This is a genomic window from Sphingomonas sp., from assembly GCF_017745215.1.
In the GTDB taxonomy this organism is placed as follows: Bacteria; Pseudomonadota; Alphaproteobacteria; order Sphingomonadales; family Sphingomonadaceae; genus Sphingomonas.
Genome location: NZ_JAGHZV010000002.1, coordinates 234,005 through 253,071, shown reverse-complemented (window position 1 = coordinate 253,071; position 19,067 = coordinate 234,005). Strand labels below are relative to the sequence as shown.

The window sequence follows — 19,067 nt, the reverse complement described above, 5'->3', positions numbered from 1 at the left end:
CTCAATAGTTGGTGCTCATCGCGAGCAGGCCGAATTGCCAGGCCGTGTACAGCAGCATCAGCGCGGCGAGGACCATGGCGATGCTCCACAGCCGGCGCGTCCAGTGTCGCCGCTCACGCCAGGCCAGCGTGGCGTTCCAGCCCGCAAGTCCGACGCTGCCGGTGAACGCCAGCAAGCCCGAGAGCTGGAGCAGCCGCAGCCAGGGGTCGCTGCGCGCGCTGAGCAGGTCGAGGTCCGAGAGCATCATCGCGAGCAGCGTCATCCAGCCGCACAGCACCAGCAACGCGGCGAGGCTGGCGATGCGGAGCGCTCGATAGGCGAGCAGCGAGCGGCTGCCCAGCGGCGAGGGCGCGCGGAAGCGGCGGCGGACGAACCAGGAAGCCGGCCAGTGGAGCACGGCCAGCGCGAGCGCGCCGAGGCTTAGTCCCAGCGCGGGCAGCAGCCAGTCGGCCGACATTGCCGCGGGCGCGCGGTCGAACACCGCGGCGGGCGCCAGCGTGTCGACGCTCCACCGCATCGGCCTGCCGTCGACCAGCTGCGCAGCGAGCCGCTCATGCCCGCGCCGCACCTGCCAGACGAAGGGCGCGACTTCGTCCCAGACCTGCGGCGCACCCGAAGCGTCCTTGAGCGAAGCGATCGACAGGCCGCCCTCGGGGGTGAGCGCCACCTTGGTCTGGCCGGCGAGCATCGCGAGCGCGAGGAAGCTGGTTTCGGCGCGGCGGCTGCTCATCCACATCCCCGCCATCGCCCGGGCGTGCTCGCGGGCGAGCTTCGGGTCGACGCGCGACGCCACCGGCGCGGCGGGGAAGTAACGGTCGGCGAACCCCTCGCCGATCTGGTCGAGCGCCGTCTCCGCCGCCCCGTCGCGGCCCGCGCTGTTGAACGAGACGAACAGGCCGACGCCATCGTTGATATAGAGCTGGAACAGCGTGTGGAAATTCTGCGTCGCGCCGCGGTGGCCGATGATCTCGCGGCCGTTGAGGTTGCGCTCGAGGAAGCCGAGCTCGGCGCGGTCGAGTGGTGGGACCAGCGACTTGGGATCGACGCGGTCGAGCGGGCTGTGGTGCATCGTCGCCGCGGTCTGCGGCGCCATCAGCCCGCGGCCTTGGGCGAGGTGCGCGATCATGAACTTGGCCATGTCGAGCCCCGAGGCGGCGAGCGCACCGGCGGGCGCGGGGCCGATCACTTCATAGCCCTGCGCGGGGGCAGAGGCGCGCGGATAGCCGGTCGCCACCCAGGGCGCGAGCGCGGGCGGAAGCGGCTGGCGGAAGCTCGCGTGGCGCATGTCGAGCGGGGCGAAGATACGCTGCTCGACATAAGCCGCGAAGGGCAGCCCCGAGACGCGCTGGACGATGTAGCCCGCCAGTGCCGTCGCCCAGTTCGAATAGGCGGGCGTGGTGCCCGGCGCGTAGATGCGTGCGGGCACCCAGCGCTTGAGATAGGCGTCGAGCGCGATCGGGGCGTGGAAGGTGATGACGTCCTTGCCGCTCTCCTCGAAGCCGGCGGTGTGCGTCATGATCTGGCGCAGCGTGACGGGCTTGCCCTGGTAGGGCGGGATGGCGAAATCGAGGTAGCGATTGACGTCGGCGTCAAGGTCGAGCCGGCCCGCCTCGACCTGTTGCATCACCGCGGTCCAGGTGAAGAGCTTCGAGACCGAGCCGACGCGGAACAGCGTGCGTTCGGGGTCGACCGGGCGATGCGCGGCGATGTCTGCCCAGCCATAGCCGCGCGCAGTGACGAGCTGGCCGTTCTTGACCACCACGACCACCGCACCGGCGATGTCGCCGGTGCGCAGCGCATAGGGGATGGCGCCGTCGAGCCAGGCGTCGAGGTCGGTCGCATCGAGGCTGTGGCCGGCGGGCTGCTGGGCCTGCGCGGCCGTGCTCGAGGCCAGCACCGCCAGCGCAAGCAGCAGGGCGCGCCACAGGCTCACGGCAGGAACGCGGCGGCGGGCATCGCCGGCTCGGTGACGGTCTCGTCGGAGCCGAATCGGTGGACCTGGCGCGTCTCGCGGTCGAACTCGGGCCAGGGGACGTTGCCCGTCCGCGCGAATTCGATCCACACGGCGTGCATCCGCGTCGCGAGATCCTGCGGCGGGGCTTCGCCGACGAGGCCTTCAGGCCCAGTCACCGTCGCCAGCGTATCGAAGACGAAGGGCAGCTCCATCCCGTGCGAGGCGCCGAGCTGGCCGTCGTAACGCGGCGAGCGCCAGTCGAACTCATAGACGAAGGTCCGCCCGCGATGTTCCTCGGCGAAGCGCCGCGCCGGCCAGCGGAAGACGAGGTCGGTCATTGCGACGCCCAGCGCTTCGCCGGGATGCCGGCCGATGCCCATCCCATAAGCCTTGAGCACCTGCCATGCGCGCGGCTGCGACTTGCGCAGCGCGATCCAGGCGAGCAGCCGCCCGACCTTGGCGCGCAGGCCGGTGGGCACGAGGTAGAGGTTCATCTCCTCGGCATTGCTGCCGATCAGCAGGTCGACTTCGGCGCCGACGCCGCGCTTGAGCGCCTCGAGCGGCGGCTCGGGGAGGACGTCGTCGCCATGGACGGGAAGGAAGCGGCTGATCCCGAAGGCGGGCTCGTGGCCGCCCGCGTCGCACAGGTTGATGCGGGTCGTGGGCTTCGCGACCGTTTCGAGCGCGTCGAGCAGCCGCGAGCCGGGCTCGACGCTCGCGAAGCCGTCGCGGTCGGGCGTGACGCCGAGCAGCTTGGCAAGCTTCGCCACCAGCCGGCGCGCGACCGGGATCGGCCGGGTCATCGCCCCGTGCCCGCTCTGGACGATCGCGCGGCGGAACAGTCCCCTGGCGAGCGGCGAGGCGATCAAATCGGCGATCGACATCGCTCCCGCGCTCTCGCCGAATACCGTGACGTTCGCGGGATCGCCGCCGAACGCCGCGACATTGGCCTGCACCCAGCGAAGCGCCGCGATCTGGTCGCGCAGGCCCAGGTTAGTCGACACGCCGGGGATGGGGAGGAAGCCGTCGACCCCCAGGCGATAGTTGATCGCGATGCAGATCACTCCGTCGCGGGCGAAGGCCGCGCCGTCCTGTACCGAAGCGTCCTTGCTGCCGATCACGAAGCCGCCGCCGTGGATGAACACCATCACCGGCAGGCTGGTCGCGCTCCCAAGCGGGCGCCAGAGGTTGAGCGTCAGATAGTCGCCACCTTCGTTCCATCCCGTGCCGACCAGCGGCGCCACGTCCATGCCGGGGAAGGCGCGCAGCCGCTGCGGCGCCGTCGCGCCCGGCCGAGTCGCATCGCGGATGCCATCCCACGGCGTAACCGGCTGCGGCTCGGCGAAGCGATGGGCGCCCACGGGCGGGGCGGCATAGGGCACGCCGAGGAACCGGATGCAGGTTTCGAGGATTTCGCCGCCGATACGGCCGTAACCCAGGTTAATCGTTGCCTCGTCCATGGCGCCGTCATAGCGCAGCCGGCAACGCAGCGACGCCCCTTATCCGCCGCCGTACCGGGCCGCAAAGCCGTGCATCCGATCGGCAAAGTCCGAGGGGCTATGGCATCCTGTCCTATCTGATAGGCAGTACCTGTCTGACAGCATAAGCCTCAAAAAGGGGCCGGCACAGCGCATCAGGAGAGGTTGAAGGCCATGAAGAACAGCTCATTGCGGGTCGCGTTGCTTGGCGGTGCCGCTTCGGCATTTCTCGCGATCGGCACTGCCGCCGCCGCGTCGGCCCCCGCTGACGACGCGCAGCCGGCGCCCGTCGCCGCGCAGGGTGCGGACGACGACGGCTCGGTCGCGTCGAACGACGAGATCATCGTGACGGCGACCAAGCGCGCCGAGCGACTCCAGGACGTCCCGGCCTCGATCTCGGTGGTCAAGGCGGGCGACCTCACCAAGGAAGGCGTGGTCCGCTTCACCGACTATGCCGCACGCGTCCCCGGCCTCTCGGTCACCACCGGCCGCGCCGGCAACGCCCAGGTGACGTTGCGCGGGATCACCACCGGCGCCGCCCAGCCGGGCTCGACGACGGGCTATTATATCGACGAGGCGCCGGTCGGCTCGGTCAACGCCTATACCGGCGGCAGCGGCATCACGCCGGACCTCGACCCCTCCGACCTCGCGCAGATCGAAGTGCTGAAAGGGCCGCAGGGCACGCTCTACGGCGCCGGCGCGGTGGGCGGGCTGCTCAAGTTCACCACTGCCGAGCCCGATCTCGATATCGTCGAGGGTCGTGCTTCCGCCGGCGTCACCGCCGTGGCGAAGGGCGAGATCGGCGGCTCCGCGCGCGGCATGGTCAACGTGCCACTCGCGCCGGGCAAGCTCGCGCTCCACGTCTCGGGCTTCTACCGGCTCGATCCCGGCTATATCGACAACGTCAACCCGCGCATCGGCGCGAAGGACATCAACACCACGCGGGTGAGGGGCGGCCGCGCGGTGCTGGCGATGAAGCTCGGGCCCGATGTCAGCGTCAACCTCTCGGCGATCGGCCAGGACACCACCTCCGACGGCAACAACAGCGTCGACATCGACGCCGCCACGCTCAAGCCGATCTCGGGCGATCTCAAGGCCGACCGCTATGTCCAGGAGCGCGGCTATGCGCGGCTGCGGCTCTACAATGCGACGGTCAAGGCCGATCTCGGCAAGGTGAACCTGACCTCGTCGACCACCTACCAGCGCATCTATTTCCGCGAACTCGGCGACGCGACGCGCAGCTATGCCTCGTTCCTCACGGCGAATGCGCCGGTGCTGGCGTTCTTCGCCGGGATCGCGGTGCCGGCCAACCTAGGCATGCGCGTCGACACGGTGAAGCACACGTCGCGCTGGTCCGAGGAGGCGCGCGCCAGCATCAACGACGTGGGCGGCATCCTCGACCTGCAGGGCGGCTTCTACTGGACGCGCGAATCGGACATCAACCGTATCCCGAGGATCGACTATTTCTCGACCGCCACCGGCGCTTCGATCACGCTGCCGCCCTTCGCCGTCGCCAAGATCGACTCGACCTATGAGGAAGTTTCCTTCTTCGGCAACGCGCGCCTCCACCTGGGCGAAAGGTTCGACATCCTCGGCGGCGTCCGCCGCGCGCACGACAGCCAGACCTATGCGCAGGATTATCGCGGGCTGCTGATCTCGATCTCGACCGGCGCGATCGCAACCGGCGCCAAGTCGGCGACGCTCGCCGCCAACGGCAAGGAAAGCGCGAACATCACCACCTGGCTGGTCTCGCCGCGCTACCGGATCTCGGACGACTTCATGGTCTATGCCCGCGCCGCGACCGGCTATCGCCCCGGCGGCCCCAACCCGGCGCCGCCGACGGGAAACATCCCCAACATCTTCGACCCGGACAAGCTCACCCAATACGAGGTCGGCTTCAAGGCCTCGGCGCTCGACCGCGCGCTGACGCTCGACGCCGCGCTGTTCTACACCGACTGGAGCCACGTCCAGATCCAGACCAGCGGCGGCGGGTTCAACTATCTGGTCAACGGCGGCTCGGCGCGCAGCCAGGGTGGCGAAGTCACGCTGCGCTACCAGCCGGTGAAGGCGTTCACCCTCGGGTTCAACGCCGGCTACACCGACGCCAAGCTGACCGCCGACGCGCCGGCGGCGGGCGGCAAGGACGGTGACCGGCTGCCCTATGTACCGCGCCTCTCGGGCTCGCTGACCGCCGATTATTCGGCCGAGCTCGGCGGCTCGGCGATGCTCAACCTCGGCGCCTCCGCCAATTACGTCGGCAGCCGCACGAGCGACTACAGCCAGAAATTCCCCAAGCACCTCGACAGCTACGCGACCTTCGACCTGCGCGCCGGGGTAAGCTCGGGTCCGTGGTCGCTCTCGGCCTTCGTCAAGAACCTCGCGGACAAGCGCGCGATCATCGTCACGGGCTTCCAGGGTCTTGCGGCGAGCGCCACGCCAGGGGCTTATTATTCGGCGGCGTACATCCAGCCGCGGACGATCGGCGCCGAGGCGGCGATCCGCTTCTGAGCTGAAGGGACGGGGGGAAGCGTATCATGTCCGCCGATCATGCGACCGCCGCGACCGGTTCGCCCAATGTCACGCCCGCGTTCCTCGCGCGGCTGGCCGAGCGCTTCGGCGCGCGCTGCCAGACGAGCGAGGGAGTGCGCGCCCAGCACGGCCAGAGCGAGGCGCACTTCGCGCCGATGCCGCCCGACGCGGTGGTGTTCGCCCATTCGACCGAGGAAGTCGTCGAGCTCGTCCGCATGTGCGTCGAGGCGGGGGTGCCGATCATCCCCTATGGCGCCGGCACCTCGATCGAGGGCAACACGCTCGCGGTGCAGGGCGGCGTGTCGGTCGATCTCTCGGAGATGGACGCGATCGTCGAAGTCAATGCCGAGGACTTCGACTGCACCGTCCAGGCGGGCGTCCGCCGCGAGCAGCTCAATGCCCATATCCGCGACCTCGGGCTGTTCTTCCCGATCGATCCCGGCGCCAACGCGACGATCGGCGGCATGGCGGCGACGCGCGCCTCGGGCACCAATGCGGTGCGCTACGGCACGATGCGCGAGGCAGTCCTTTCGCTCCGTGTCGTCACCCCCGACGGGCGCGACATCCGCACCAGCCGGCGCGCGCGCAAGTCCGCGGCGGGGTTCGACCTCACCCGGCTGTTCGTCGGCTCGGAAGGGACGCTCGGCATCATCACCGAAGCGACGCTGCGCCTCCACGGCATCCCCGAGGCGATCACCTCGGCGGTCTGCTCGTTCGAGACGCTGCATGGCGCGATCGACACGGTGGTGCAGACGCTCCAGATGGGCGTGCCGATCGCGCGGGTCGAGATCCTCGACGACATGCAGATGCGCGCGGTCAACGCCTGGTCGAAGCTCGACTATCCCGAGCTGACCACCTTGTTCTTCGAATTCCACGGCTCGCCCAGCTCGGTCGAGGAGCAGGCGCAGACGGTGCATTCGCTCGCGCTCGCCAACGGCGGCTCGGCGTTTCGCTGGTCGAACCTGCCCGAGGAGCGCTCGAAGCTCTGGAAGGCGCGGCACGAGGCCTATTATGCCGCGGTCAACCAGCGCCCCGGCGCGGTCGGCTGGGCGACCGATGTCTGCGTGCCGATGAGCCGACTCGCCGAGTGCATCACCGAGACCAAGGCCGACCTGGCCGGCGCGAGCATGCCCGCGACGATCCTCGGCCATGTCGGCGACGGCAATTTCCACGTGATCTTCCCGCTCGATCCCGATTCCCCGGAGGAGCTCGCCGAAGTCGAGGCGATCAACGCCCGGCTGGTCGAGCGCGCGCTGGCGATGGACGGCACGTGCACCGGCGAGCACGGCATCGGCCTCGGCAAGCAGCAATGGCTCGTCGCCGAGCTGGGCGAGGACGCCGTGGCGATGATGCGCGCGCTGAAGGCGGCGCTCGACCCCGCGGGGCTGTTCAATCCGGGCAAGATCTTCGCGGCTTGACAACCTGTCAGATAGCAAGTGAAAACCTGTCCGCTAGCAAGCCTCGAGGGAATGAGGCGCGGAGGAGAGCGATGGGCAACAAACGCCACTTTCAGGTGTCGATGCGGATGACGGTGTTCTTCGGGCCCGGCACGTTGCCCGAGGATGCGCCGTCGCTGCATCCGGTGCGGCTCGCCTTTTCGCTTGGCGGCGAGCGCGAGCCGGCGCTGGTCGCGATCGGCGAGGATTTCCCCGAAGGCCGCGACATCGACATCCTGTTCCTTGTCGATCCCGAAGGTTGCCGCGAAGTGCTCGGCCAGGTGCCGGAGGGCGAAGGGACCTGGCATCTCACCAGTGACCAGCGCGCGATCGCGCTCGCGCTGCTCGATTGCGCGCTGCCCGAGCCTGCCGCGCAGACGCTGCGGACGATCAAGTCGGTCGAGCTGCTCTGCGCGATCACCACCGATCTCGCCGAGGACCGGCTCGTCCCCGCCGACGGCGGCTGCGCGCTGGGCGAGCTCGACACGCGGCGGATCATCGCGGCGCGGCGGATGATCGACGAGGGCTGGCGCGAGAAGCTCACGCTCGACGGTATCGCGCGCGCCAACGGGCTCAACCGCGTGAAGCTCACGCGCGGCTTCCGCGCGATGTTCGACTGCACCGTCGCCGAGGCCATCGCCGAGCGTCGGCTGAGCGGCGCGAAGCAGCTGCTGCTGGTCACCGACCTGCCGGTCTCGTCGATCGGCTATCGCTGCGGCTACAGCAACAACGCGAGCTTCACCCGCGCCTTCTCGCGCCGCTTCGGCATGGCACCGACCCAGCTCCGCGCCGCGCAGGTGGCGGCATGAGCGCGCTCTCCATCGCCGAGGGCGAGTCGCTCGTCACCGTCGCGATGCGCAGCGTCCGCGAGCATATCCGCAGCAATGGCCTGCGCGTCGGCGATGCGCTGCCGGGCGAGCATCATTTCGCGAGCCAGCTCGGCGTCAGCCGGGCGGTGATGCGCGAAGCGTTCGGCGCGCTCGCGGCGCTCAGCGTGATCGACGTCGGCAACGGCCGCCGCGCGCGGGTGAGCGCAATCGACGGCTCGGTGATGGCGACCTCGCTCGAGCACGCCGTCAGCACCGAGCAGGTGTCGATCACCGAGATATGGGACGTTCGCCGCACGCTCGAGCTGCGCACCGTCGCGCTCGCCGCGCTCAACCGCACGCCGTCGGAAGCCGACCGCATCACCGAGCTGGCGCAGGCGCTGGCGGCGGCGACCGAGCCCGACGAGATCACCGTGCTCGACATCGCGCTCCACCAGGCGATCGCCAAGGCGACGCACAACATCGTCTTCCACCAGATCGTGAGGTCGTTCGAGAACATGATGCGCGTCGCCGTGCCCGCCGCCTGGCGGACGCGGACCACGCCCGAGCAGCGCACGGTCGTTCGCGCCAACCACCTCGAGATCGCCGCGGCGATCGACGCGGGCGACCCCGCGCGCGCGGTCGCGGCGATGGACAGCCATTTCGATGCCTCGGTGATCCGCGCCGCCCGGATGGCACCGTGATCCGGCGCTGGCTGGTCCGAATCCTGGTCGCGCTCGCGGTGCTGGTGCTCGCCGGCGGCGGTTATGCGGCGTGGCGCTTCGGCCATCCGGCGATGCCGGCGGATACCCAGGTGTTGAAGCCCGGCACCGCCGCGCCGGGTGCGCTCACCGTGCAGTATTTCGGCGCGACGACCCTGGTGTTCAGCGACGGGCGCAACGCCGTGATGGTCGATGCGCTGCTGACCCGGCCCGACATGCGCACGGTGATGTTCGGCAAGGTGGCGAGCGATCCCGGCAAGGTCGACCTGGCGCTGCGCCGGGCGGCGTTGTCGAGGATCGACCTGCTGCTGGTCACGCACACGCACTACGACCATGTCCTCGATGCCGCCGCGGTCGCGCAGCGCACTGGCGCGACGATCGTCGGCTCGCCCTCGACCCGCCAGGTCGCGCTCGGCGGCAACATCCCCGCGGCGCGGATCGTCACCGTGCACGGCGGCGAGCGGTTGAGCGCCGGCGATTTCAGGGTCACCGTCATCCGCTCGCTCCATTCGGCGGGAGACCGCGTGCCCGGCGACGTCACCGCGCCGCTCCGCCAGCCGGCGAGCGCCAAGGACTATAAGGAAGGCGGCACCTTCGCCTATCTGATCGAGCACAAGGGTTTCCGCATCCTCGTCCATGCCAGCGCGAACGTCGTGTCCGGCATGTACCGCGAGCATGGCGTGCATGCCGACGTGGTCTTCCTCTCGACCGGCGGCCTCACGCTCCAGCCGCCCGCCTTCACCCAGACCTATTGGCGCGAGACGGTAGCGGCCACCGGCGCGAAGCTCGTCGTGCCGATCCATTGGGACGACTTCCTCCTGCCGCTCGACCAGCCGCTCGTTCCGCTCCGCCGCTTCCTCGACGACATCCCGCTGACGATGTCGCGCATCGCTCCGCTCGCCGCCCGCGACCATGTCGCGGTGCGCTACATGCCGGTGTTCGGCCCGGTCGACCTCGTCGCCGCGGCCAGGACCGGCCGGTGAAGCGTCGCGAGGTCGTCGCCGGGCTGGCCGCCGCGGCGGTACTGCCCGCGCTCCCGGCGCAGGCGAAGGGCAGGGCGGTGCCCAAGGGTTTCCTCTGGGGCACCGCGATCTCGGCGCACCAGAGCGAAGGCAATAACGTCAATTCGGACATGTGGCTCAACGAGCATGTCGAGGGCACGCTGTTTCGCGAGCCTTCGGGCGATGCCTGCGACAGCTACGAGCGCTATGGCGAGGATGTCGCGATCGCCGCCGCGCTCGGCTTCAACGCGCATCGCTTCGGGATCGAATGGGCGCGGATCGAGCCCGAGCCGGGGCAATATTCGCTTGCTGCGCTCGACCATTACAAGCGCGTGCTCGAGGCCTGCCATGCGCATGGGCTGAAGCCGATGGTCACCTTCAGCCACTTCACCACGCCGCGCTGGTTCGCCGCGCGCGGCGGGTTCGAGGCGGCGGGTGCGCCCGAGCTGTTCGCGCGCTTCGCCGGCACCGTCGCGCGCCACTTCGGTGCCCTGCTCGACGCAGCGACGACCTTCAACGAGATCAACGCCCCGCGGCTGATCCCGGTGCTCGCGCCGGGCTATGACAAGGCGCGCCCGCGGATCGAGGCGATGCTCGCCGCCTCGGCCAGGGCCTGCGGATCGGACCGCTTCGCCTCCTGGGTGTTCACCCCCGCCGACCGGATCGAGCCGCCGACGCGCGAGGCCCACGCCAAGGCCTATGCCGCGATCAAGGCAGCGGTGCCGGGCTGTTCGGTCGGGGTCAGCCTGTCGATGCAGCAACTCCAGCCGGTCGCCGGCGGCGAAGCGAAGGCGACCGAGTTGAACCAAATCCTCTACGACCAATGGCTCGGCGCCGACACGCCCTCGGACTTCGTCGGCGTCCAGACCTACACGCGCATCCTCGTCGGCCCCGAGGGCTCGCTGCCTACCCCCGATGGCGTCGAGAAGACCGACGCGGGCTATGAGTTCTACCCGCCCGCGCTCGGCCATTGCGTCCGATACGCTGCGAAGATCGGCCGCAAGCCGGTCATCATCACCGAGAGCGGCATCGCCACGAGCGACGACGCCCGCCGCATCGCCTTCATCGACGCGACGCTCGCCGAGGTGCGCCAATGCCTCGCCGACGGCATTGATCTCCGCGGCTATCTCCACTGGTCGCTGCTCGACAATTTCGAATGGACGCGCGGCTATTCGCAGCATTTCGGGCTGGTCGCGGTCGACCGGAAGAGCTTCGCGCGCACCCCCAAGCCCAGCGCGCATCACCTCGGCCGCATCGCCCGCTCGGGCCGTCTCTAGGAGCACCGCATGGTCCCCTTCGCTCTCGCAGCCCTCCTCGCCGCCATCGGCGTGACCGACAATCCCTGTCCGCCGGCGATGGGCTTCCCGCCCGCGCTCGTCGAGTGGCGCGCGAAGACCTACGCGCCGGGCAATGCGAAGATGCTCCCGCCGCCGATGGCCGAGGCAGCCGCCTATCGCACCGCCTATCTCGAGGCGCGCAAGACCGACTGGGCCGACCTCTGCCATTATCGCGACGACAATCTGAAGCTGCTGACCCGGCCCCAGGCCGAGCGGGACATCGTCTTCATGGGCGATTCGATCACCGAGGGCTGGAAATACGGCCGCCCGGATTTCTACACCCGTGGCTGGATCGACCGCGGGATCAGCGGCCAGACCACGCCGCAGATGCTGCTCCGCTTCCCGTCGGACGTGCTCGCGCTCCATCCGCGCGTCGTCCACATCATGGCGGGAACCAACGACATCGCCGGCAACACCGGCCCGACGACGCTCGACACGATCGAGGCCAACATCGCCGCGATGGTGACGCTCGCCAAGGCAGCGAAGATCCGCGTGGTGCTGGCCGCGGTGCCGCCCTCGGCGAGCTTCACCTGGGCGCCCGACCTCAAGCCCGCGCCGGTGATCGCGGCGCTCAACGGCAGGCTCAAGGCGCTGGCGGCGCGCGAGAGGATCGTGTTCGTCGATTATGCCGAGGCGATCGGCCGGCCCGACGGCGCGATGAAGCCCGAGTTCAGCCTCGACGGCGTCCACCCCAATGCCGCGGGCTATGCCGCGATCGAGCCGCTCGCGCGCAAGGCGATCGCGGCAGCGCGGCGATGAGGGTCACTCGCCGCACGGTCATGGCGGGCCTAGCGGCCGCGCCGGCGCTGAGGGTGGTACCGGGCAAGCTCGCCGGCTTTCGCCGTCGCACCGACGCCCGCCCGATCATCTCTGCCGATCCGCAGTCGACCTTCTTCTGCCCGATGCGCAAGGCGCCGGTGCATTGGCGCGCGCTCCATGCCTTCAATCCGGCGGCGGTGGCGCATGACGGCGCGGTCTACGTGCTGTTCCGCGCCGAGGACGACAGCGGCGCGATGGAACTCGGCGGCCACACCTCGCGGCTCGGCCTCGCGCGCAGCACCGACGGGATCAACTTCGAAGTGCTCCCCGCGCCGGTGCTCTATCCCGCCGACGACGGCCAGCGCGCCGCCGAATGGGATGGCGGCTGCGAGGACCCGCGGCTCGCGGTCGCCGAGGACGGGCGGTTCGTCTGCACCTACAGCCAATACAACCGCAAGGCCGTCTACCTCGGCATCGCTTCGTCGCGCGACCTGGTGTTCTGGACCAAGCACGGCACCGCCTTCGCGGGCACGCGCTACGAGACGATGATGATGAAGTCCGCCGCGATCGTGCACCGGCTGGTGAACGACCGGCTCGTCGCCGCGCGGATCGGCGGGCGCTACTGGATGCTCTTCGGCCAGGGCAAGATCCACGCCGCCCATTCCGACGACCTGATCCGCTGGACCCCGGTCGAGAGCGCGCCCGGCCAGCTGAAGGTAGTGATGGCGCCGCGCCCCGACCGGTTCGACAGCGTCCTCGCCGAAGTCGGTCCGCCGCCGGTGCTGACGCCGCAGGGCATCGTCATGCTCTACAACGGCAAGAACGCCGCGGCCGGCGGCGACCCCGCACGGCCTGCGCTCGAATATGCTTGTGGCCGCGCGATCCTCGATCCGCGCGATCCGACGCGCGTGCTCGAACGCGCCGACACGCCCTTCTTCGCGCCCGAGCTCTCCTGGGAACGCACCGGCCAATATCAGGCGGGCACGACGTTCATCGAAGGGCTGGTGCGCTTCGACGGCAGGTGGTTGCTCTATTACGGCGCCGCGGACAGCGTCACCGGGGTCGCGGTCTCCACCGATCGCTGGCTTTGAGAGTCTGTTTGGAAACTCGCGGAAGAGCGAGTTTCGAGGCGGTGCCAGCCCGCTCCCCCTCCCGGCCACCCATAGAATACACTATGGGTGGCCGGGAGGGGGAGCGGGCTGGCACCGCCATGCGCCGTGAGGCGCATCCGAACAGGCTCTCAGGCGTCGGTGTAGGCGATCACGTCCTCGGCGATGTCGATATAGCCGCGCCGCGCCGCGACGATCACCGCATGGGTGCGGTCGGCGACGCCCAGCTTCGAAAAGATGTTCTTCATATGCGCCTTCACCGTGTCGGTGGAGAGCGAGAGCCGCCAGGCGATCTGCTTGTTGGGATGTCCCTCGGCGACCAGCCGGAGGATGTCGATCTCGCGATCGGTCAGCCGGTCCTCGAGCGCATGCAGCGCGATGTCGTGCGCGACGTCGGCGCAGATCGCGCGGCGCCCGGCGTTCACGGCGCGGATTGCGTCGAGCAGCTCCTTGCGGATGCAGCTCTTGAGCAGATAGCCTGCGGCGCCCGCGCGCAACGCCCGCAACGCCTGGGTGTCGCCGGGGTACGTGGTCAGCACCAGGATCGCCGCATCGGGCGTCCGCGCGCGGATCGCTTCGATCGCTTCGATCCCACCGAGCTTGGGCATCTGGATGTCCATCAGCGTCACGTCGGGGCGCAGCGCCTCGTGCTGGGTCACCGCTTCGGCGCCGTCGCGCGCCTCGCCGACGAGGCGCATGTCGGCCTGGCGCTCGATCACGGCGCCGATCCCCTCGCGGAGCATCGGATGGTCGTCGACGACGAGCACGCTGATCGGCAGCGGCTGGGAAACGGCAGGGTCAACCAAGGTCACCTCCATCGGCAGCCTTCTGCCCCCGGCGAGGGCCGGAAGCATAGGCTATAGCAGCAGGGATCGAGAACGTCACTTCGGTTCCGCCACCGGGCGGGCGGGCAAGCTCGAGCTGGGCGCCGAGCTTGGCGGCGCGCTCGCGCATGCCGGGCAACCCGAAATGCCCGTCGCGCTGGCCGCGCGTGAGCACCTCGGGATCGATGCCGACGCCATTGTCGCGGAACAGGACCTTGAAGAGATAGGGGCGGAACTGGACGTCGACTTCGACGCGCGTCGCCTTGGCGTGGCGCCAGATGTTGAACAGCGCCTCGTTGGCGATCCGCGCGACTTCATCGCCGACCAGCGGCTCGAGCGGGCGCGGGTTGCCTTCGCTCGAGATCGAGACGCGAGTCTCGGGCCCGAAGGCCTGGCGGCGGACGATCGCCTGGAGCATCCGCTCGACGTCGCTGGCATCGTCGATCAGCCGGAGGTCGCGCACGCGATCGCGTCCCTCGGCAAGCACGGTGTCGGCGCGGTCGAGCGCATCCTCGAGCGTCTTCCGCGCCGGTGCCCCCTCGGGCAGGTCCTCGGCGGCGAGCTGGAAGCGCATGATCAGCGCCTGGATCGACTGGAGCAGCGTGTCGTGGATCTCGCGCGCGATCCGTTCGCGCTCGTTCAGCCGTTCGGCCATGCGCATGCGCAGCCGCCCCGCGATCGCGCGCAGTCGCAGCGAATAGGCGAACCAGAGCAGTCCGGCCGCCGCGGCGGCGAGCAGCAGGCGGAAGGGCCAGCTCTCCCAGAAGGTCGGCCGGATGTCGAACTCCAGCGTCGCGCCGGTGCGGTTCCACACCCCGTCGTTGTTCGAGGCGATCACCTGGAAGCGGTAATGTCCCGGCCCGAGGTTCGAATAGGAGGCGAGGCGGCGAGTGCCTGGATCGACCCAATTGTCGTCGACGCCTTCCAGCCGGTAGCGGAAGCGGACGCGTTCGGGGATGGTGAAGCTGAGCGCTGTATAGGCGATGTCGATTGCGCGCGTGCCTGCCGCGAGTACCAGCTTCGACGGATCGCGATACAGCGCGCCGCGCGCGGTCAGCGAGCGGATCGTCACGGGCGGGGCGAGCCGGTTGGTTTCGATCGTCGCGGGATCGATCACCGCCAGCGCCGTGCGCGCGAGCGCCCAGACGCGCCCGTCGCCGCCCAGCGCAAGCTGAAGGCCGCGGAAGCCGATGTGCTGGACGCTGCCGGGAAGCCCGTCGCGCGTGTCGAACAGCGTCCGCGGCACCGCGCTGCCGGGGTGATCGAACGCGGCTTCGAGCGCGGCCGTCGAGACGCGGGAAATGCCGTCGAGGCCGAACAGCCAGGTGCTGCCGTCCGGCGTCTGCAGCAGCGTCCGGACCGCCGCGACCCAGCGGATCGTGTTGGCGTCGATCCGCCGCATCCGGTCGCCGCGCAGCCGGACCATGCCGCCCGAGCCCGAGATGTAGAGCGCGTCCCCGATGGCATCGACCGCCGTAAGCTCGCCGAGGCCGAGCTCCGCGGCATCGATGATCCGCGTGCGGCCGCCCCGGACCAGGCCGAGCTGGCGCAGGCTGATGTTGAACGCCATCGTGCCGTCGCTGGTCGCGGCCATGTCCCACGCCGATGCGCCCAGCAACGTCCCGCCCAGCTGCTGCCACGCGCCGTCCTGTCGAAAGATCGGGCCTCCGCCGTCGGCGACCCACAAGCGCCCCTGGCTGTCCTCGACGCAGCTGTCTCCGGTCGTGCCGCCGGGTGGCGGAGTGGTCTGCTCGATCCCGGTGCGGGTCAGCCGCATCACGCGCTTGGGAGAAATCGCCCATATGCCGCCGGCTCGCGCGGTGCAGATGGTCAGCAGGTCCTCGAAGTCGCCCGACAACAGGCGCGGTCTCGCGTTGGGGGCGATCTCGTACAGCGCGCCGTTCGAAAAGACATAGACGGTCCCGTCGGCAGCGCCCGCGATCCTCATGCCGGTGAGCGCCGAGACCGGGACCGACGCCTCGGGCACCACATTGGCGATGCGGAAGCGGTCGACGCCCATGTCGGTTCCCGTCCAGAGGTTGCCCTCGCGGTCGGCGAACATCGGGCCCGTGTACGAGCCGCTGAGGCCCTGGAGGGGGCCATAGGCCTCGACAGCGCCTGCCGGATCGGGCGCGGGCGTTTCATAGCCGGCGACGCGGAACAGCCCTTTGCTGCGCGTCGAACCCCAGACGCCGCCCCACCGGTCGAATGCCATCGTCGCGAAGCGCAAGCCGGGCGTGGCCGGATAGGCGACGTCGAGGCTCGGGGGCAGGCCGCCGACAGCGCGCAGCATGCGGGTCGAATCGCGGCCCGCCGCCCAGATATGGCCGTGCGGATCCTCGGCGAGGCGTGGCCAGGCGATACGGTCGGGCATTGCACGCAGCCGCGCCTCGCCGGGGCGAAGGGTCAAGAGGCTGCTGCGCGTCTCGCCGTCCGGCAGGTCGTGATTGAAGGTGATCCACAAGGTACCGTCGCGGGCGGCCATCAGGCCGAGGACCTGGCCTTGCGGGAGGCCGGCTTCCGCATCGACCCAACGCCATCTGCCCGCGCGATACCGCGCCAGGCGTGCTGCACCGACGCCCCCCCAGCTCGCCCAGATCGTCCCGTCGCGCGTCTCGACGAGGTTGGTGACCATCGGAGGCGGGTCGGGCATGTGGGTATCGACCAGCCTGCCGCCACGATAGACCGCTACTCCCCCGCGCTGCCCGTAGGCGATCCAGAGCTCGCCTGCGCGCGAGACGAGCAGCTGGCTCCCCGGCGCGCTGGTGAAGGGGGTCCCGCGTGGCGCGCGGACGGTCTCGAAGCTGACGCCGTCGAACCGGGTCAGTCCGTCGGCTGCCGCGATCCACAGATAACCGTCCGGAGTCTGGACGATATCGTTGACCCCGATCGGCGCGCCGTCCTCCTGCGTCCAGCGCGTATGCTTGAAATGGTCGAGCCGGACCGGCGGGCCACCCTGCGCGATCGCCTGCGTGCCGAGCGCGAGCTGGGCAAGCAAGCCCAGCGCCACGCCTCGACACATCGTCCAGATCCCCCCGTAGCCCAATGTCGCCCTCGAAAGCCCGGCACCTACGGTAGCACGGTCCATTCCGGTCACGTACTCACTCTAAAGTGTAGTCGGATCACCCACCTCGCGGGATTTCCGTTTGAGCGACGGTCTGGGACAAGCCCTTAGACCAGAAGGGGAAGCCGCCGATGGAACCGCCCAGACTCCCGCCCGCGAGCCTCCCGGCCGCGTTCGCCGATCTCAACCGGCGCGACTTCCTCGTGGGCGCCGCCGCCGCGTCCACGCTCGCTGCGCTGCCGCTGGGCGGCGCCTTCGCCGCACCGATTTCAGGAGGAAAGACCATGGGTACGATCAAGACCAAGGACGGCACCGAGATCTTCTACAAGGACTGGGGCCCCAAGGATGCGCAGCCGATCGTGTTCCACCACGGCTGGCCGCTGTCGGCTGACGACTGGGACAACCAGATGATGTTCTTCCTCCTGCAGGGTTATCGCGTGGTCGCGCATGATCGCCGCGGGCACGGCCGGTCGAGCCAGACCGACACCGGCAACGAGATGGACACCTATGCCGCCGACGTGATCGAGCTCGCCGACCACCTCGACCTCAAGGGCGCCGTCCATGTCGGCCACTCGACCGGCGGCGGCGAAGTCGCCCATTATGTCGCGCGCGCCAAGCCGGGCCGTGTCGCCAAGGCGGTGCTGATCGGCGCAGTGCCGCCGGTCATGGTCAAATCGGAGAAGAACCCCGGCGGCCTGCCGCTCGAGGTGTTCGACGGCTTCCGCCAGCAGACTGCGTTCAACCGCGCGCAATTCTACATCGACGTGCCTTCGGGCCCCTTCTACGGCTTCAACCGTCCGGGCGCGAAGGTCGACCAGGGCGTTATCTACAATTGGTGGCGCCAGGGCATGATGGGCAGCGTCAAGGCGCATTATGACTGCGTCAAGGCCTTTTCCGAGACCGATTTCACCGAGGATCTCAAGAAGATCGACGTGCCGGTGTTCATCATGCACGGCGAGGACGACCAGATCGTGCCGATCGCGGACTCGGCGCTGATCGGAATCAAGCTGCTCAAGCACGGCACGCTCAAGACTTATCCGGGGCTGCCCCATGGCATGTGCACCACGCACCCCGACACGGTGAATCCGGACCTCCTCGCCTTCATCAAGGGGTGAGACGTCCGGGCAGGGGGAACGCTCGGGTGAGGCGAAGGGACAGGACCGGATGACCGGCACGGTGATGCTGATCCACGGCGCGTGGCTGACGCCGAGCGCCTGGGATCGTTTCCGCCAGCGCTACGAGGCGGCGGGCATGACCGTGTCGGCGCCGCCCTGGCCCTATCTGGATCGCTCGATCGATGCCCTGCGAAGCTCGCCCGATCCCGGGCTCGCCCGGCTGGGGATCGCCGAGCTGGTCGACCATTATGCCGCGCTGATCGAAGCGCTGCCGCATCCGCCGATCCTGATCGGCCATTCGTTCGGCGGGCTGGTCGTCCAGTTGCTTGCCGATCGGGGCCTGGGTTCGGCGGCGGTGGCGATCGATCCCGCGCCGGCGTTCGGCGTGCCGCCGCACCCACTCGCCTTCTGGACCTCGCTCCCTGTCTTCGCGGCATGGAACGGCTGGAACCGCGTGCTCCGGATGAGCGAGCGCGGCTTCGCCACCGGCTTCGCTCAGACGCTGCCCGAAGCCGAGAAGCCCTATGCCTATGAGAAATACATCGTCCCCACGCCGGGGCGGATCTTCTTCCAGGTGCTGCTCGGCACCGGAAACCGCATCCGCTGGGCCAACCCCGATCGTCCGCCGCTCCTGCTGATCGCCGGGGAGAAGGACCGCACCGCGCCCGCGACGACGGTGCATGCCGCCTATCGCCGCCACCTGCGCTCGCCGGCGCTTACCGGCTATCATGAATTCTCGGGCCGCTCGCACTGGCTGTGCAACGAGGCAGGCTGGGAGGAAGTCGCAGACCGCGCGCTCGCCTGGGCGCTCCAGCATGGGGCGGGGTAGCCTAATTCCAATCGTCGTCGTCCAGGCGAAAGCCGGGACCCAGGGCGGCAAGCGAGGTGGCCCGTGACCCTGGGTCCCGGCTTTCGCCGGGATGACGGTTGAGA

At 69.5% G+C, this 19,067-nt stretch carries 14 protein-coding genes; 10 read left to right on the top strand and 4 right to left on the bottom strand.

From position 1 onward, the window contains the following. Position 1: 1 nt before the first annotated feature. Complete coding sequence (locus J7495_RS03795; protein ID WP_294054748.1) at positions 2–1,933, bottom strand: serine hydrolase domain-containing protein; 1,932 nt, start codon at positions 1,931–1,933, stop codon at positions 2–4. After that, positions 1,930–3,414, bottom strand: coding sequence for a carboxylesterase family protein (locus J7495_RS03790; RefSeq protein WP_294054747.1), 1,485 nt, complete (start codon positions 3,412–3,414; stop codon positions 1,930–1,932). The genes J7495_RS03795 and J7495_RS03790 overlap by 4 nt, the downstream gene beginning before the upstream one ends. 192 nt (positions 3,415–3,606) lie before the next feature. Here J7495_RS03790 and J7495_RS03785 point away from each other — a divergent pair, with 192 nt between their 5' ends. From J7495_RS03785 to J7495_RS03750, 8 genes are all read left to right on the top strand, one after another. Further along, the gene (locus J7495_RS03785; protein WP_294054746.1) at positions 3,607–5,940 is read left to right on the top strand and encodes a TonB-dependent receptor; all 2,334 of its coding nucleotides are present in this window, start codon (positions 3,607–3,609) and stop codon (positions 5,938–5,940) included. 26 nt (positions 5,941–5,966) lie between these two features. Further along, on the top strand, positions 5,967–7,379 hold the full coding sequence (locus tag J7495_RS03780) for an FAD-linked oxidase C-terminal domain-containing protein (protein ID WP_294054745.1): 1,413 nt from the start codon (positions 5,967–5,969) through the stop codon (positions 7,377–7,379). Between the two features lie 71 nt (positions 7,380–7,450). Next, positions 7,451–8,206, top strand: a complete 756-nt coding sequence (locus J7495_RS03775; protein WP_294054744.1) for an AraC family transcriptional regulator — start codon at positions 7,451–7,453, stop codon at positions 8,204–8,206. Continuing rightward, complete coding sequence (locus J7495_RS03770; protein ID WP_294054743.1) at positions 8,203–8,907, top strand: FCD domain-containing protein; 705 nt, start codon at positions 8,203–8,205, stop codon at positions 8,905–8,907. The genes J7495_RS03775 and J7495_RS03770 overlap by 4 nt, the downstream gene beginning before the upstream one ends. Continuing rightward, on the top strand, positions 8,904–9,908 hold the full coding sequence (locus J7495_RS03765) for an MBL fold metallo-hydrolase (RefSeq protein WP_294054742.1): 1,005 nt from the start codon (positions 8,904–8,906) through the stop codon (positions 9,906–9,908). Before J7495_RS03770 ends, J7495_RS03765 begins: the two co-directional genes overlap by 4 nt. Then, the gene (locus J7495_RS03760; RefSeq protein ID WP_294054741.1) at positions 9,905–11,203 is read left to right on the top strand and encodes a family 1 glycosylhydrolase; all 1,299 of its coding nucleotides are present in this window, start codon (positions 9,905–9,907) and stop codon (positions 11,201–11,203) included. The genes J7495_RS03765 and J7495_RS03760 overlap by 4 nt, the downstream gene beginning before the upstream one ends. Positions 11,204–11,212: 9 nt before the next feature. Beyond that, a complete protein-coding gene (locus J7495_RS03755) occupies positions 11,213–12,022 on the top strand; it encodes a GDSL-type esterase/lipase family protein (protein ID WP_294054740.1) in 810 nt (269 codons plus the stop codon). After that, positions 12,019–13,113 carry a glycoside hydrolase family 130 protein gene (locus J7495_RS03750; RefSeq protein WP_294054739.1) on the top strand — a complete coding sequence of 365 codons (1,095 nt, stop codon included), beginning with the start codon at positions 12,019–12,021 and terminating at the stop codon, positions 13,111–13,113. The genes J7495_RS03755 and J7495_RS03750 overlap by 4 nt, the downstream gene beginning before the upstream one ends. A gap of 149 nt (positions 13,114–13,262) precedes the next feature. Here the strand turns inward: J7495_RS03750 and J7495_RS03745 are convergent, their stop codons facing one another. Both J7495_RS03745 and J7495_RS03740 read right to left on the bottom strand, forming a co-directional pair. Further along, complete coding sequence (locus tag J7495_RS03745; protein WP_294054738.1) at positions 13,263–13,937, bottom strand: response regulator transcription factor; 675 nt, start codon at positions 13,935–13,937, stop codon at positions 13,263–13,265. Beyond that, entirely contained in the window at positions 13,930–16,965 is a 3,036-nt protein-coding gene (locus J7495_RS03740) for a sensor histidine kinase (RefSeq protein ID WP_294054737.1), read from the bottom strand. Before J7495_RS03740 ends, J7495_RS03745 begins: the two co-directional genes overlap by 8 nt. Before the next feature lie 338 nt (positions 16,966–17,303). Here J7495_RS03740 and J7495_RS03735 point away from each other — a divergent pair, with 338 nt between their 5' ends. Both J7495_RS03735 and J7495_RS03730 read left to right on the top strand, forming a co-directional pair. Further along, positions 17,304–18,134 (top strand): alpha/beta hydrolase, encoded by an 831-nt coding sequence (locus J7495_RS03735; RefSeq protein WP_294054776.1) that lies wholly within the window; start codon positions 17,304–17,306, stop codon positions 18,132–18,134. A 49-nt stretch (positions 18,135–18,183) separates the two neighbouring features. Continuing rightward, a complete protein-coding gene (locus J7495_RS03730) occupies positions 18,184–18,963 on the top strand; it encodes an alpha/beta fold hydrolase (protein ID WP_294054736.1) in 780 nt (259 codons plus the stop codon). Positions 18,964–19,067 lie beyond the last annotated feature (104 nt).